This is a genomic window from Paucibacter sp. DJ2R-2, assembly GCF_025717675.1.
Classification (GTDB): Bacteria; Pseudomonadota; Gammaproteobacteria; order Burkholderiales; family Burkholderiaceae_C; genus Paucibacter_A.
Genome location: NZ_JAJIRT010000001.1, coordinates 215,799 through 230,363 on the forward strand (window position 1 = coordinate 215,799; position 14,565 = coordinate 230,363).

General features: G+C 68.7%; 9 protein-coding genes. 1 reads left to right on the plus strand and 8 read right to left on the minus strand.

From position 1 onward, the window contains the following. The first annotated feature begins 53 nt into the window (after positions 1 to 53). Complete coding sequence (locus LNV28_RS00930; RefSeq protein ID WP_263516922.1) at positions 54 to 1,361, plus strand: di-heme oxidoredictase family protein; 1,308 nt, start codon at positions 54 to 56, stop codon at positions 1,359 to 1,361. Positions 1,362 to 1,389: 28 nt separating this feature from the next. Here the strand turns inward: LNV28_RS00930 and LNV28_RS00935 are convergent, their stop codons facing one another. The 8 genes from LNV28_RS00935 to LNV28_RS00970 all read right to left on the minus strand — a co-directional run bounded on the left by LNV28_RS00935 (position 1,390) and on the right by LNV28_RS00970 (position 14,430). Then, entirely contained in the window at positions 1,390 to 3,366 is a 1,977-nt protein-coding gene (locus tag LNV28_RS00935; RefSeq protein WP_263516921.1) for a hypothetical protein, read from the minus strand. 217 nt (positions 3,367 to 3,583) lie between these two features. Next, positions 3,584 to 4,819 (minus strand): ABC transporter permease, encoded by a 1,236-nt coding sequence (locus LNV28_RS00940; RefSeq protein WP_263516920.1) that lies wholly within the window; start codon positions 4,817 to 4,819, stop codon positions 3,584 to 3,586. Further along, positions 4,819 to 5,577: an ABC transporter ATP-binding protein gene (locus tag LNV28_RS00945; RefSeq protein ID WP_263516919.1), complete on the minus strand. Its 759-nt coding sequence runs from the start codon at positions 5,575 to 5,577 to the stop codon at positions 4,819 to 4,821. The genes LNV28_RS00940 and LNV28_RS00945 overlap by 1 nt, the downstream gene beginning before the upstream one ends. After that, positions 5,574 to 6,956 carry an efflux RND transporter periplasmic adaptor subunit gene (locus tag LNV28_RS00950; RefSeq protein ID WP_263516918.1) on the minus strand — a complete coding sequence of 461 codons (1,383 nt, stop codon included), beginning with the start codon at positions 6,954 to 6,956 and terminating at the stop codon, positions 5,574 to 5,576. The genes LNV28_RS00945 and LNV28_RS00950 overlap by 4 nt, the downstream gene beginning before the upstream one ends. Beyond that, the gene (locus LNV28_RS00955) at positions 6,953 to 8,443 is read right to left on the minus strand and encodes an efflux transporter outer membrane subunit (protein WP_318013814.1); all 1,491 of its coding nucleotides are present in this window, start codon (positions 8,441 to 8,443) and stop codon (positions 6,953 to 6,955) included. The genes LNV28_RS00950 and LNV28_RS00955 overlap by 4 nt, the downstream gene beginning before the upstream one ends. Positions 8,444 to 8,632: 189 nt before the next feature. Further along, positions 8,633 to 10,843, minus strand: coding sequence for a xanthine dehydrogenase family protein molybdopterin-binding subunit (locus tag LNV28_RS00960; RefSeq protein WP_263516917.1), 2,211 nt, complete (start codon positions 10,841 to 10,843; stop codon positions 8,633 to 8,635). A gap of 10 nt (positions 10,844 to 10,853) precedes the next feature. Then, on the minus strand, positions 10,854 to 11,294 hold the full coding sequence (locus LNV28_RS00965) for a (2Fe-2S)-binding protein (RefSeq protein WP_263516916.1): 441 nt from the start codon (positions 11,292 to 11,294) through the stop codon (positions 10,854 to 10,856). 151 nt (positions 11,295 to 11,445) lie between these two features. Continuing rightward, a complete protein-coding gene (locus LNV28_RS00970; protein ID WP_263516915.1) occupies positions 11,446 to 14,430 on the minus strand; it encodes an adenosylcobalamin-dependent ribonucleoside-diphosphate reductase in 2,985 nt (994 codons plus the stop codon). Positions 14,431 to 14,565 lie beyond the last annotated feature (135 nt).

The following is a 14,565-nucleotide window of genomic DNA, read 5'->3' on the forward strand; positions in this document are numbered from 1 at the left end:
AGCCCTTGTCAACTCAAGCGTCCCTTGCGGACTCAGGCCAGGAGTCGATTCCCATGAAACCAGTTGTTCTTGCCAAGAAGAGTCACTCGCCCCTGCTGCGCTTCAGCGCGCTCGGCTCTGCCCTCGCCCTCTTGCTAGCCGGTGGCGGCGCCGGCATGGCCGTGCTGGGCAGCAGCAAAGCATCGGCCCAGGCGGCCGCGGTGCCGGGGCAGCGCCCCAAGCTGCCGCCGCCGCCCGCCGCCCCCTCGCGCCCCGCGCCGCCGCCCAGCCCCATGGGCGAGCCGCTGGCCGGCCTCGATGCCGCCAGCCTGGCCGCCTTCAATGAAGGTCGCAGCGAGTTCCTAGCTCAGGAAACACCGGCCGGCGGCCTGGGGCCGATCTTCAACGACCGCTCCTGTGCCGCCTGCCATTCGGCCGGTGGCGTGGGTGGCGGCAGCCGCCGCAGCGTCACCCGCTTCGGCCGTTTGCTGGACGGCCAGTTCGACGCCATGGCCGCCCAAGGCGGCAGCCTCTTGCAGGCGCGCGCCATCGATCCGGCCGCACTGGAGCATGTGCCCGCCGAGGCCAGCATCGTCGCCCAGCGCATCACCACGCCCTTGTTCGGCGCCGGCCTGATCGAAGCGATTACGGACGACACCATCGTCCAGGGCGCCTTGCGCAGCAAGCTCGACGGCGTGCGCGGCACGGTGGCCTGGATCATCGACCCGGCCAGCGGCACGCGGCGGGTCGGCCGCTTTGGCTGGAAAGCCCAGCATGCCAGCCTGCTGGGTTTCTCGGCCGACGCGTACCTGAATGAAATGGGCATCACCAACCGCCTGTTCCGCCAGGAAAACGCGCCCAACGGCAACACGGCCCTGCTGGCCCGCTTCGACCGCGTGGCCGATATCGAGGACCAGCCCGACCCCTTGAGCGGCCGCGCGGACATCGACCGGGCCGCGGACTTCATGCGCCTGCTGGCCGCACCGGCCGCCCTGCGGCCAAGCGCCCAGACCCTGGCCGGCGCCCGCCTGTTTGATCGCAGCGGCTGTACCGCCTGCCACACGCCCAGCCTGAACACCGGCGCCAGCCCCTGGCCCGCGCTGGCCTTCAAGAACGTGCCGCTGTACTCGGACCTGCTCCTGCACGATATGGGCAGCCTCGGCGATGGCATTGCACAAGATGCGGCTGGCCGGCGCGACATGCGGACCGCGCCACTCTGGGGCCTGCGCGTGCGCGAGCGTCTCTTGCACGACGGCCGTGCGGCCACGCCGCGCGAGGCGGTGCTGGCCCATGAGGGCGAGGCAGCACCAGCGCGCCAACGCTTCCAAGCCATGAACGCCGCCGAGCAGCAAGCCATGCTGGACTTCCTGCGCTCACTCTGAGCGCAGGACCGAGCACGCCGGGGGCCGCTCAGGCCCCGGCGCGCTTGAAGGCCAGGGCGGCGTCGGTGCTCAGATGGCGCAAGATGCCCTGCTCGCGCGTACCCCAGGCCTGGCCGGCGGCCAGCTCCAGGACCAGCACGGCCGGGTTGGCGTCGTCACCAACCATGGGCGCGAACACCCGGCAGCGGCCCGACTCGCCCAAGGGCAGCTGGCGCTCGGTCCAGTCGCGGCTGCACGCAGCCACCGGGCTGTCGGCGTCGCTGACCGCGATCTTGAAAGCCAGGCCCTCATGCTCGCCCTTGGATGACTCGCCCATCACCAGGGTCTGGCCGCTGGCATCGCGGCGGTAGACAGCCAACAACTCGGCGCCCAGCACCGAGCGCAGCTCGCGGCCAAGCACGGTGAAGATCAGGCCCGGGCTGCGCTGGCGGGAGATCTCGCGGCCCAGCACCACCAGCTGCTGCAGCTGCTCATGGGCCGCCTGCAGCTTGCTCAGGCGCTCTTCCTTGGCCTGGGCCTGCTGGCGCGCATGCTGGCGCTCGTTGCGCGCCACCTCGACTTGCTGGCGGGCGTGCTTGGACGCCGTGGACCAGCTGGCCTGGCGGGCGGCGGCGGCACGCCGGGCCATGGCATAGGCTTCCTGCGGCTGACCGGCGCGATCGAAAGCCTCGGCGGCGGCGTCGAGCAGCTCGGGTTTGGGCTGGTAGCCCTCCAGGGCCTGAGCCTGCTCCAGGGCCAGCTTCAGCCCCTCAAGCACCACGGCCGGTGCGGCACCGCTGCGCCGCTCGATCTCGGCCAGGATGGCGCGCAGCTCGACCAGATCGGCGCGCTGCTTCTGCGCCGTGATCACCGCCACGGCCTCCAGCGCCACCGTGCGCGCCTCGTCCAGACGGCCCAGATACATCAGGGCCCGGGCGCGTCCGAGCACAACGCCGGTGCGCATATCGGATGAATGGGCATGGCTTTCGCGCTCGCCGAGCAGCTCGAAATGCTTGAGTGCTTCCGCGTAATGGCCATGGTCCAGCTCGGCCTGGCCGAGATAGTCCAGCGCCATCATGGCGGTGCGGCTTTGCGGGTGCTGGACCAGGGTCTGCAGGCATTCGCGCAGCAGCTCGCGCGCCGACTCGGTCTGGCCGACACGGCGCAAGGCCTCGCCGGTCTGCGCCAGGCACAGGCCGATGGCGCCCGGCCAACGAACGCGTCGCGCCACCGCCAGGCCCTTTTTCAGCCAGACCAAGGCGGTCTCATAGTCGGAGATGCTGGTGAAGGAATAGCCCAGATTGGAAGCCGCCGAGATGGCCCGCCGCACCTGGCCGGACTCCAGGCTGGCCTCGTAGCTGCGTTCGAGAAAGCGCGCGGCCTCGACATAGTCGGAGGCCAGGCCATGTTCGAGCGCGCGGTAGTCGTCCAAGGCTGCCGAGCACATGCGGGACAGACCCTCGCCGCTCAGCGGCAGTTGCTCGGACCAGGCGGCCCGGGCCAGTTCGAAATCGCGAAACAGATCGGCGCGCGCGAGGTTGGCGCGGTAGTAGAGCTGGCGCTCGGCGTCCTGGGCCTGGTCGGCCCAGTCCATGGCGTTTTGCAAAGCATCGCGCTGGCGGTCGACGTCGCCGCGGTCGGCGTGGACGGCGGCCTGCAGGCCTTGCAGATCGGCCTGGGCGCTCGGGTTGGGAAAGGCGTCGAACTCCGCCTGGGCGCTGGCGATGTGTTGCTGGGCTTCGTCGAGGCGCAGCATCAGCGCCGCCACCTCGGCCTGCACCAGGTACAGGCGCCCGCGCATGGCGGCCAGGGCGGCCGGGTCCATGAAGGCGGTCTGCTCCTCGGCCTCGCCAAGCTCCTTCAGCAAGGCGCTGGCCAGGCTTTGCGCACGCGGGCTGTTGAGCTGGCGCAAGCCCCAGGCCACCTCCAGCCGCGAGTTCCAGTCCGAGCTATCGCTCAGCTGCTGGGCCGCTGCCTGCACCTCGCGTTCGAGGGGAAACAAGACCAGCTCATGTGCAAATGCCATCCAGGCCTCCACGGATTGCCGTGACTCAGATGGCAAACAGCCTAAACGCTTGTGGCTGGCAGTGAAACCCGGAAAAGCCGGGGGTTCGGGGAGGTGAATGGTGAGTGGTGAACAGGTGAACGGGTGAACAAGTGAACAAGTGAACAAGCGGCCACTTTCGATTCACGATTCACGATTCACCCATTCACCCATTCACCTGTTCACCCCCTCACCGACCTCACTCATGCCTCAAAGCCTCGATCGGATCCATGCGCGCGGCACGGCGGGCCGGGAAGTAGCCGAAGAGCACGCCGATGCCGGCCGAGAACAGCAGGGCCAGCAGGTTGATGGCGGGGTCGAACTGATAGGGCACGGCCATCAGGCGCGCGAGGCCGTAAGAAGCACCGGTGGCGATCAACACGCCGATCAAGCCGCCCAGAGCCGAGAGCACCACCGCCTCGATCAAAAACTGCAACAGCACCTCGCGCTCGAGCGCGCCGACGGCCAGGCGCAGGCCGATCTCGCGTGTGCGCTCGGTGACGCTGACCAGCATGATGTTCATGATGCCGATGCCGCCCACCAGCAGGCTGACCGCCGCTACCGCGCCGAGCAGGCGGGTCAGCACACCCATGGTGCTGGACAAGGTGTCGGCCAGCTGCTGGGTGTCAAAGATATTGAAGTTGTCGTCCTCGCTGTCGGCGAGCTGGCGGCGCTCGCGCATCAGCTGGCGCAGGCTGGCTTTCAGCGGCCCGCTGTCGCTCCCCTCCTCCATGGCCACCAGCAGATTGCTGACCTTGCGGCTGCCGGTGACGCGGCGCTGCAAGGTGTGCAGGGGCAGCAGCACCAGATCGTCCTGGTCGCCCATGCCGCCCTGGCCCTTGGCGACCAGGATGCCGACCACCTCGCAGCTGAACTGCCGGACCCGCAGCGCCTGGCCCAGGCCGGTCTGGCCGGGCGTGCCACCGAACAGCTCACGCCGCACCGTCTCGCCGATGATGCAAACGGCCGAGCCGGCCAGCTGTTCCTCCTCCTCGAAGCGCCGGCCGCTGGCCAGCAGCCAGTTGCCGGTGTCGAACCAGCTGTTGCTGCTGCCGGTGGCATTGCTGGCCCAGTTGCGGCCGTTCGCCACCAGGGTGACCGAGGCGCGGCTCTGCGGCGCCACCGCCGCCACGCCGCCGATCTGCGCTTCAATCGCCGCCGCATCGGCCTCGCTGAACTGGGGCACGCCGCCGCGCGGGCCGCTCCCCCCTCCTCCGCCGCCACCGCCACCCATCCGTTGACCCGGGCTCAGCATGAGCAGATTGCTGCCCAGGCTGGTGATCTGGGCCTCGATGGCCTGGGTGGCGCCATTGCCCAGGGTCACCATGGTGATGACGGCGCTGACGCCGATGACGATGCCCAGAATCGTCAAAAAAGAGCGCAGCAGATTGCGCCGCACCGAGCGCAGCGCCAGCAAGAGCACGCTGAGCAGCATCAGGCGGCCTCGGCTTCGGTCTTGGCCTGCGGCAGCACGGTGGGCGTGAGATTGGCTGCATCGTTGGCGATGCGGCCGTCGAGAAACTGCACCATTCGCCGCGCATAGGCCGCCATATCGGGCTCGTGCGTGACCATGAGCACGGTGATGCCCTGCTCGCGGTTCAGGGCCAGCAGCAAGGCCATGATCTCGTGGCTGCGCTGGCTGTCGAGGTTGCCCGTCGGCTCATCAGCCAGCAGCACGGCCGGCTCGGTGACGATGGCGCGCGCGATCGCCACGCGCTGCTGCTGGCCGCCCGAGAGCTCGGCCGGCGTGTGGCGCTCCCAGCCGCCCAGGCCCACCGACTGCAGCGCCCGCAGGGCCGCCGTGCGCCGCGCAGCGGCCGCGTCGCCGCGGTAGAGCAAGGGCAGCTCCACGTTCTCCAGCGCCGAGGTGCGCGCCAGCAGATTGAAGCCTTGGAAGACAAAGCCGAGATAGCGCCGCCGCAAACGCGCACGCTGGTCGCGGCTGAGCGCCTCGACATGAGCACCGCGGAACAGATACTGGCCGGCGCTGGGTGTGTCCAGGCAGCCGAGGATGTTCATGGCCGTGGACTTGCCGGAGCCGCTGGGGCCCATGATGGCGACGAACTCGCCAGCCTCGATGCGCAGATCGATGCCCTTGAGCGCCAGCAGTTCGCTGGCTCCGCTGCCGTAGCGCCGGCTGATGCCCTGCAGCTGGATCAGGGGGACTGCGGGCCGGGCGGGGTCGGCCGTCATGAGCCGGCCTGGCTGGATTTTTTCTGGTCAGTGATGACACGCATGCCGGCTCTGAGCTCGCCGCCGATGATCTCGGTCATGCGGCCATCGCTGATGCCGGGCAGCACCGCCACGGCCTGCGGCACGCCCCTGCCCTCCTTCCCTTGCTGCCCGGGTTCGGTGGCGCCGGGCAGCACCCAGACCTGGCGTGCCGTGGCCGTGCTGGCACCGGCCGCCGCCTGCCGGCGCGTGCCGCCGCGCGGCATGCTGGGCAGCAGTCGGCTGGCGACGCTCTTGCCGCTGGCCGCCGCATCACCGGCCGCGCTGGGCGTGAAACGCAGGGCCGCATTGGGCACCAGCAGTACATCGTGGCGCTGCGTGGCGGTGATGGTGGCGCTGGCCGTCATGCCCGGGCGCAGGCTGAGCTCGCGGTTGTCGACATCGAGGTAGCTCAGGTAGGTGACCACGTTGTCGGTGATGGTGGAGCCGAAGCCAAGCCGGGTGATGCGGGCCGGGAACTTGCGCGCCGGGTAGGCGCTGACGGTGAAGCTGGCGGCCTGCCCGAGCTGCACCGCGCCGACATCGGCTTCGTCCACATAGACCCAGAGGCGCAGCCGACTCAGGTCCTCGGCGATCACGAACAGGGTCACCGCCTGCAGCGAAGCCGCGACCGCATTGCCGGGCTCGACGCTGCGGCTCAGCACCATGCCATCGGCCGGCGAGCTGATGGAGGCCTTGGAAAGATTGATGCGGTCGGTGGCCAGCGCGGCACGGGCATCGTCGACCCCGGCGCGCGCGCTGGCGACATCGGCCCGCGCCCGGGCCAGGCCGGCGCGGGCGGCGTCCAGCTCTGTCTTGGCCGGCACCTTGCCGCCGGACAGACGCGCAACCTCCTCCAGCCGCGCCAGCGTGGCCGTGGCCTGGTCTTGCGTGGCCGCCACTTGGTCCAATCGGGCGGCCGCCGCCTGCAAGGCCGCTTGCGAGCGTTGAATCTGGCCGCGCAGCTTGGCCGTGTCCAGCTCGACCAGGACTTGGCCTTTCTTCACCCGGTCGTTCACATCCACCAGCACCCGCAGCACCGTGCCCGAGAGCTCGCTGCCGATATTGATGGCCCGGGTCGGCTGCAAGCTGCCATTGGCGCTGACCGTGAGACTCAGGTCACCGCGCGCCGCCAGCTGGGTCACATAGACCGGTGCCGCCTGAGCGGCCCGGCTGGCCAGCCACCACCACAAGCCGAGGGCCAGCAGCGCCAGCAGCAGGCCCGTGCCCCAGAACAACGGCCGTCGGTACCAGACGCGCGCGGCCGGCTCGGCCAGCAGCTCGCTCAGATCGGCAGCCTCTGCGGACCTGGGACTGGGCGGCGGCACGGCCACGGCTGTCGGGCTCGGGCTCTCACTCATGGCTGCTGGCCGGCCTGCGGCTCGCGCCAGCCGCCGCCCAGGGCCCGGATCAGGCGCAGCTGGTCGGCGCTGACATCGGCGCCCGCACTGGCCAGGCCGTCCTGGCTGGCAAGCTGGCTGCGCTGGGTTTCCAGCACGGCCTGGAAGTCCACCAGGCCGCTGCGGTAGCGCTGCTGGGCCAGGTTCGCCGCCAGCACGGCTGCCGCGCTGGCCTGCTGCAGGCTGGCCACGCGCTGTCGGTCGCCGTGCAAGGCCACCAACGCATCCTCCACCTCCTGCAACGCCAAGAGCACGGCCGCCCGGTACTGCTGCTGCGCCTGAAGTAAGCCGGCCTGCTGCAGGCTGACTTCCGCGCGCGCCGCGCCGCCGTCCAAGACAGGCAGGGCAATGCCGGCCAGCAAGCTGCCGAGCACGGCGCTGCTGCGGCCCAACCCGCTCAGGCCGGCGGCACTCAAGCCCAAAGATCCGCTGATGGAAAAACTCGGCCAGCGCTGCAGCGCCTCGGCCCGATCCAACTGAGCGAGAGCGGCGGCGATGCGGTACTCGGCGGCGCGAACATCGGCGCGCTGGCGCAGGGTCTCGGCCGGGATGCGAGCGTTCAGCGCGCCGGCCTGGGCCGCTGGGTTCAGTTGCGGCAGGGCCCCGGCTGGGGCCAAGGTCTGCAGCAGCTCGGCCGGCGGCCGGCCGCTGAGCACGGCCAGGGCATGGCTGGCGCGGGTGATGCTGGTGCGCAAACTCGGCAGCAGCGCGGCCGTCTGCGCCGCAGCCGTGCGCGCCTGCGCAGCCTCCTGGCTGCTGAGCAAGCCGGCCTGCTCGCGCCAATCGGTGATCTCCAACGTCTCCCGCTGGTTGGCGAGGTTGTCATCGGCGATGCGCAAGCGCGCCTGAGCCGCGCGCAGCAGCACATAGTTCAAGCCCACTTCGGTGCTCAGCTGCAGCTGCACAGCGCCCAAGCTGGCCGCACTGGCCAGGGCCGTGGCGTCGGCGGCTTGCACCGCGCTGCGTGTGGCACCAAAAACATCGGGCTGCCAGCGCCCGTCCAGGCCCAGCTGCAGGCGCTGACCAGTGCTCACGCCCCCGGCGCGGCCACGCTGCTCCGAAGCGGAAGCGTCCAGCTGGGGCCATAGTGCGGCGGCCGCCAGATCCCGCTGCGCCTGCGCTTGCAGCACGGCCGCACGGGCGCCATGGATGCTGGTGTTGGCGGCCAGGGCCTGCAAGATCAATTCGTTCAGCAGGGGGTCGGCAAACGGGAACCACCAGATCGAGCTGGCCGGGTCGGCAGGCCATGCGGGACCAGCACCTTCGTCATCGTTCAGCATCGCCGACCATTGGCTTGGCAACTCGAGCGGCGCTTGGCCGGGTGTCTCTAAGGCAGTCGGACCGGGCGTGGCGCACGCTTGCAGAAGCAGCACAGACAGCACGCACGAACCCAAGGCCGAGCTACGGGCTCGACACCAAGGACTTCGAATCATGTGGAGGGCGCTCATGGCGGCAAGGAATGCATGCTGCAGTCTCTGCAGCCACGCCGCCTTGGTCTGTTCTCCAGCGCACCATTCAGACTCGCTGCACGCCTGAACCGGCCCCTATCGCGGCCTCACTAGAGGTGTTCGGCCGCCCCACCGTTCGGCCATGAGCGCATCGCCCAGAGAGCGTTCAAACCGAGGGCCGTCGAACACTCAATCACCCATGGTCGCGTTCGGCTGCAAGGGCAAAGAACGCAGGCGCTGGCCGCTAAGCCGGAACCAGGCATTGAGCAGGGCCGGCGCAAAGGTCGGCACGCCCAGCTCACCGACGCCACCCAGCGGCGTGCTGCGACTGCTCGGCGGCGAGGGCATGATGATGACCTTGACCTGAGGCATTTCACGCAGGCGGATCATGCGGCTGTTGTTGAAATTCTTGACCTGTGCCGCGCCATTGCTGAAGGTCTGACGACCATAAAAGCTGGCATTCAGGGCATGGACGACACCGCCGATCAGCTGCGCCTCGATCGAACCGGGGTTGACCGCCACGCCGCAATCGATCGCCACCCAGACCCGGGTGACATGCGGCAGACCGCCGACATTGCTGACCTCCACCACCTGGGACACGATGCTGTTGAAGGCCGTGCCGATGGCTAACCCGAATGCCCGGCCGCTGGCCGCCCCAGCACTCCAGCCGGCAGCGTTGGCACCAGCCTCCAGCACCGCGATCCAGCGCGGGTCGGTGAGCTGGGCACGGCGGAACTGGTAGGGGTCTTGCTTGGCGGCCACCGCCAACTCATCGATCATGGACTCCACTGCGAAGGTGTTGATCGAGGCCCCGACCGAACGCCAGAAGCCCACCGGCACCGGGGCCGTGTGGCTGACCCATTCGGTCAGCCGGGCACTGAAGTTGTAGGGCAGGCCTTGCGAGGCTTCATAACCCTGAGAATCGCCGGTCGGGCCCAGGTTCGCACCGCGCTGCCCGAGGATGGAAGGCGAGACGTTGCGGTAGCTCCAGGCGGTCGGCAGATTGCGGCTGTCCAGGCCGGCGCGCACCCGGACCAAGGCCATGGGCCGGTATTGGTCATGCGTGAAGTCTTCTTCGCGTGGCCACATCAGCTTGACCGGCTTGTTCAGGGCCATGCCCACCTGCACCGCCTGGCTGATGAAGTCGAGTTCGGCCTTGCGGCCGAGACCGCCGCCCAGATAGGTCGTGTGTATCGTGACCTTGTCGGCCGGCAGGCCGGTCAAGCTCATCACCAAGGTCAGCGCCGACTTGGCCGATTGCGTCGGCGCCCAGACATCGCAACGCTGGCCGGCCACATGGTCGACCGTGCAGTTCAGCACTTCGAGGCAGGCGTGGGCCACGTAGGGCAAGCTGTAAGTCGCCTCCAGCAGCTTGCGCGAATTGCTCAGGGCTGTGCTCACATCGGCCGTGCTGCGTTCCACCGTGTAGAGCGTGCCGGGCGGATTGGCCGCCCCGGCCACATAGGGGGTGGCACTGCTCATCAGGGCTTGGGCGTCGGCCATGAACTGGGCACTGTTGAGCTGGGCGGCATGGGCCGGCAGCGTCCACTTGGGCGAGAGACGACGCGCCGACTGCCAGGCATCCCAGGTGGTCGGGCCGACCACGGCCAAGGCGTTGACGTTGCCCACGGCCTCGAGGCCACGGCCGGTGCCGGCCATCACCCGGGTGCTCACCAGGGCGAGCGCGCCGGACGGCAGCGCCGGTGTGGCCGAGAGCGTGCCGCCCAGGCTGGGGCAATGCTTGATGACGGCGTAGACCATGCCGGGCAAACGAACATCGAGGCCGTAGATGGCGCTGCCATCGACCTTGAAGGGAATGTCCTGGCGCGGCAGGCTTTTGCCGATACAGCGGAACTGGCTGTCCGGCACCAGGGCCGCAGCACTCGGCGGCGGCAACAAGGCCGCGGCCGCAGCAAGCTGGCCATAGCTCAAGCTCTGGCCGCTGGGCAGGTGAGTGACCAGCGCATTGCTGACACTGTAGTTGCCACGCACGGGGTCGCCGACGCGGGCCATGGCCGCGGCCACCAGCATCTCGCGCGCGCTGGCGCCCGCGTCGCGCAACTTCCAGAAATTGCCACGGGTCACACCGGAGCCCACGGTGTTGATGGCGCTGCCAACGGGCGCTGGCGTCGCCAGGCTCGGTGCGCCCTGAACCAGGCGGACGACGCTGGGGTCGACCATCAGGTCTTCGCACAGCACCTGGGCCAGGCCGGCGAACGAGCCCTGGCCCATGTCCGACGCGCCGATGCTCAGTTGAATGCTGTTGTCGCTGCCGATGCTCAGCCAGCCGGTCACCGCCGGGGCGCCCGCCGCTTGCGCGCGGCCGGCCGGAAGCACAAAGGCCAAGGTGAGGCTGGACGCCCCGGCCATGAATTGGCGCCGATCGAGGGATGCACTCATGATCAGCTCCTTAAAGGCCGGACACAGCGGTCTTGATGCGCTGATAGGTGCCGCAGACGCAGAGGTTGTTGACCTCGTTGGCGATCTCGCTGCCGTGGTGGCCCTTGGCCATCGCACCGGCGACCGACATCAGCATGCCGGACTGGCAGTAGCCGCATTGCGGCACCTGATGCAGGATCCAGGCCTTCTGTGCCGGATGGCTGCGATCGGCGGACAGGCCTTCGATCGTCGTGATGGCCTTGCCGGCGGCGGAGGACACGTCCATATCGCAGGACTTGGTCGGTTCGCCATTGACCCAGACGGTGCAAGCGCCGCAGATCTCGATGCCGCAGCCGTATTTCGTGCCAGTGAGGCCGATCACATCGCGCAGCACCCAGAGCAGGGGCATCGAGGAAGAACTGACCGTGACGGGGTAGTCGCGGCCATTGACCTTGAGTGTGTAGCTCGGCATCTTTACTGCTCCTGATGGCGCCAACGATGCGTGCAATGTAGGCCGCGAAAACGGCCTGTGTTGTACGAATTTGTAAGCACCGGGCAGCGAAAAGCGCCGGCTTGGCCCGGGCCTTGACTCAAGTCAAGACCAGGGCCAATCGGGTCTCAATTCAGCCGCATTGACCCACATAGCCACAGGCCGTGCAGAAGTCGCAACCGTCCTTGTGGATCATGGTTCGGTTGCCGCATTCCGGGCAGGGCTTGCCGGCTTGGGCCTGCAGCGCGACACCGGGCGCGGTGCGCGTCGCCTGAGGCGCTTGCAGCAAGCCCATCTCGACCAGGGGCAGGCCTTGCTCGTCGAGCACGCCCAGCATGGCGTAGCGGTGGATGATCAAGCGCGCCACATAGGCCACGGTCGAGGGCCAGATCTGCTGGCGCCGCTCACCCGAGAGGTTAGGCACCGGCGCCATGAAGTGGCCCAGCGGTTCGCCGACATTGAGCAGCTTGCGCAGCTTCATGCCGATCCAGGCCGGGTCCATCACACGCATGTCCAGGCTCAGCAGACGGGCCATGCCGTCCAGGGCCTTGGGGTAGTTGCCCGAGAAGCCCATGGCGCAGGGCCGGGTGACGAAGCCACCGTCCGGCGTGGGCAGGCTGACCTCTTTCAGGGTCAAAGTGAATTGCTCGTTGGTGGCCGGGTTGTCCACGTCCACCGCCCAGGCCAAAGTGCCCATGGTGCTGGTGCGCGGCTCCTCGCGGCTGAACATGGCATCGATCACCGGCGTGGCGCCGCCCTCGGCCAGGGCGCCGAGCTGCTCGCAACGCCAACGGATCACCGCAGCCGTGGCCGCCACGACGCCAGGGAAGAGGCGCTGCTCGCCGCCCGGTGGCATGGCCATTTCGAAGGAACGCTCCTCGGCCACCGTGGCCAGGGCATCGAGCTTGAGGCGCAGCCAGGCCGCATCGTTGCTGCGCAGGTCCATGGACAAGGTCTTGGCCACGGCCGACAAACCGCGCGGCTGCTCGGCACCGTTGACCCAGACCTCAAACGGCAAGTTCTTGCCGAACAGGCCGGCATCGGGCCCCTCGGCCGGCAGCTCGCCGACGAAGAGCGCAAAGTCGCCATGCGGGTGGCGGATCATATAGCTCCAGGCGGGATTGCCGTTAGGCAGCTCGGGCCGGCTGGGCCAGCGCAGCGAGGCCAGCACCGCATTGGGCAGGCGCGCGACCAGCATGCGCTGGTTGCTGCCGTCCGAGGCCACCGGCTTGAGCGGCTCGGGCGCGGTGACCGCGGCGGCCGGCGCCGGCTGGGTCGCTTCGACGCTGAGCACCGAGCCGAGCACGCTATTGGGCCGGTAGGTAGCCAGGCCTTTGAGGCCACTCTTCCAGGCCTGCGTGTACAGATCCTGGAAATCGGCATAGGGATAGTCGGCCGGCACATTGACGGTCTTGGAGATCGAGGTGTCCACGAATGGCGCGACCGCAGCCACCATGGACGCATGGTCGGACGCCGACAGCTCCAGCGCGGTCACAAAGGCCTTGGACAAGGGCGCGTCGGTGCCGAACATATGGCGGAAGAGGCGCCAGGCATGGTCCTCGACCGCGTACTCCTTGTAGCTGCCGTCGGCCATGCGCTTCTTGCGGGTGTAGCTCCAGCTGAAGGCGGGCTCGATACCGTTGGAGGCGTTGTCGGCAAAGGCCAGGCTGATGGTGCCGGTGGGCGCGATCGACAGCAGGTGCGAGTTGCGCAGGCCCTGGGCGCGAATCTTGTCCTTCAGGCCTTGCGGCAGGCGCGAGGCGAAGTTGCCGCCCGAGAGGTACAGGTCGGCGTTGAAAAGCGGGAAGGCGCCGCGCTCCAGCGCCAGATCGGCCGAGGCCTCGTAGGCCGCGTCGCGCATCAGGGCGCTGATCTCGCTGGCCATGGCGCGTGCGGCCTCGCTGTCGTAGCGCAGATTCAGCATCACCAAGGTGTCACCGAGGCCGGTGAAACCCAGGCCGACGCGGCGCTTGTTGCGCGCTTCTTGCTGCTGCGCGGGCAGCGGCCAGGGCGTCACGTCCAGCACGTTGTCCAGCATGCGGGTGGCCGTGCGGCAGACCTCGGCAAAGGCCTCGCCGTCGAAGCGGGCGTCCAGGCCGAAAGGCTGGTGCACGAAATGGGTCAGGTTGACCGAACCGAGGCAGCAGCAGCCGTAAGGCGGCAACGGCTGCTCGGCACAAGGGTTGGTGGCCGAAATCGACTCGCAGTAGTACAGATTGTTGTCGGCGTTGATGCGGTCCAGGAAGAGCACGCCGGGCTCGGCATGGTCATACGTGGAGCGCATCACCATGTCCCAGAGCTCGCGCGCCTGCAGCTTGCGGTAGACCCAGAGGCCGTCGCCGCGCTGGTAGGCGCCGGCCGCGCGCTGCTTAGCGCCAGGCTCGGCCTTGTGCACGAGCTCGATCTCGGCGTTCGCCTCCACGGCCTGCATGAACACATCGGTCACGCCAACCGAGATGTTGAAGTTCTTCAGATCGCCCTTGTCCTTGGCGCGGATGAATTCCTCGACATCGGGGTGGTCGCAGCGCAGCACGCCCATCTGCGCGCCGCGGCGCGCGCCGGCCGATTCCACCGTCTCGCAGCTGCGGTCGAACACCCGCATATAGCTGACCGGACCGGAGGCACTGCTCTGGGTCGAGCCGACCCAGGCGCCGCGCGGGCGGATGCGAGAAAAGTCGTAGCCGACACCGCCGCCGCGCCGCATGGTTTCGGCCGCCTCGGTCAGCGCGGTGTAGATGCCCGGGTGGCCGTCGTCGATCGAGGCGATGGAGTCGCCGACCGGCTGCACAAAGCAGTTGATCAAGGTGGCGCTGAGCTCCGTGCCGGCGGCGGAATTGATGCGACCGGCCGGCACGAAGCCGCGGCGCTGGGCATCGAGGAATTTGGCTTCCCACTCGGCCCGGGCCTCGGGCGCCTCGGCTTGCGCCAGGGCGCGCGCCACGCGCAGGCGCAGCTCGTCCAGGGTCTGCTCCTCGCCTTTCGCGTATTTCTCCAGCAGCACCTCGGCGCTGATCTCCTGGGCCGGCAGAGCGGCCGGCGCCGCCAGGGGCTGGCGCTGCGGGGCCAGGCTGTCTTCGAAATCGAACTGGGTGGCTTGGGGGGTGCTGGGCGAGCTCATACGGGGTACTCCGGGGGCGAGGCGCAAAATCAAAAATGAGCGTTTGAGAATTTTTTACTGCGCGACTGCCATGCGTCGTTGGACCGGTGCTCGGAATCCTTACGTACAGGAAGTACGTTCCGGTTCCTGCGCTCC

What these genes read in the sequence shown, in the direction of transcription:
- LNV28_RS00935 (WP_263516921.1), bottom strand. Translation starts at nt 3,366, where the DNA reads ATGGCATTTGCACATGAGCTGGTCTTGTTTCCCCTCGAACGCGAGGTG.
- LNV28_RS00945 (WP_263516919.1), bottom strand. Translation starts at nt 5,577, where the DNA reads ATGACGGCCGACCCCGCCCGGCCCGCAGTCCCCCTGATCCAGCTGCAG.
- LNV28_RS00955 (WP_318013814.1), bottom strand. Translation starts at nt 8,443, where the DNA reads ATGAGCGCCCTCCACATGATTCGAAGTCCTTGGTGTCGAGCCCGTAGC.
- LNV28_RS00965 (WP_263516916.1), bottom strand. Translation starts at nt 11,294, where the DNA reads ATGCCGAGCTACACACTCAAGGTCAATGGCCGCGACTACCCCGTCACG.
- LNV28_RS00960 (WP_263516917.1), bottom strand. Translation starts at nt 10,843, where the DNA reads ATGAGTGCATCCCTCGATCGGCGCCAATTCATGGCCGGGGCGTCCAGC.
- LNV28_RS00950 (WP_263516918.1), bottom strand. Translation starts at nt 6,956, where the DNA reads ATGAGTGAGAGCCCGAGCCCGACAGCCGTGGCCGTGCCGCCGCCCAGT.
- LNV28_RS00940 (WP_263516920.1), bottom strand. Translation starts at nt 4,819, where the DNA reads ATGCTGCTCAGCGTGCTCTTGCTGGCGCTGCGCTCGGTGCGGCGCAAT.
- LNV28_RS00930 (WP_263516922.1), top strand. Translation starts at nt 54, where the DNA reads ATGAAACCAGTTGTTCTTGCCAAGAAGAGTCACTCGCCCCTGCTGCGC.
- LNV28_RS00970 (WP_263516915.1), bottom strand. Translation starts at nt 14,430, where the DNA reads ATGAGCTCGCCCAGCACCCCCCAAGCCACCCAGTTCGATTTCGAAGAC.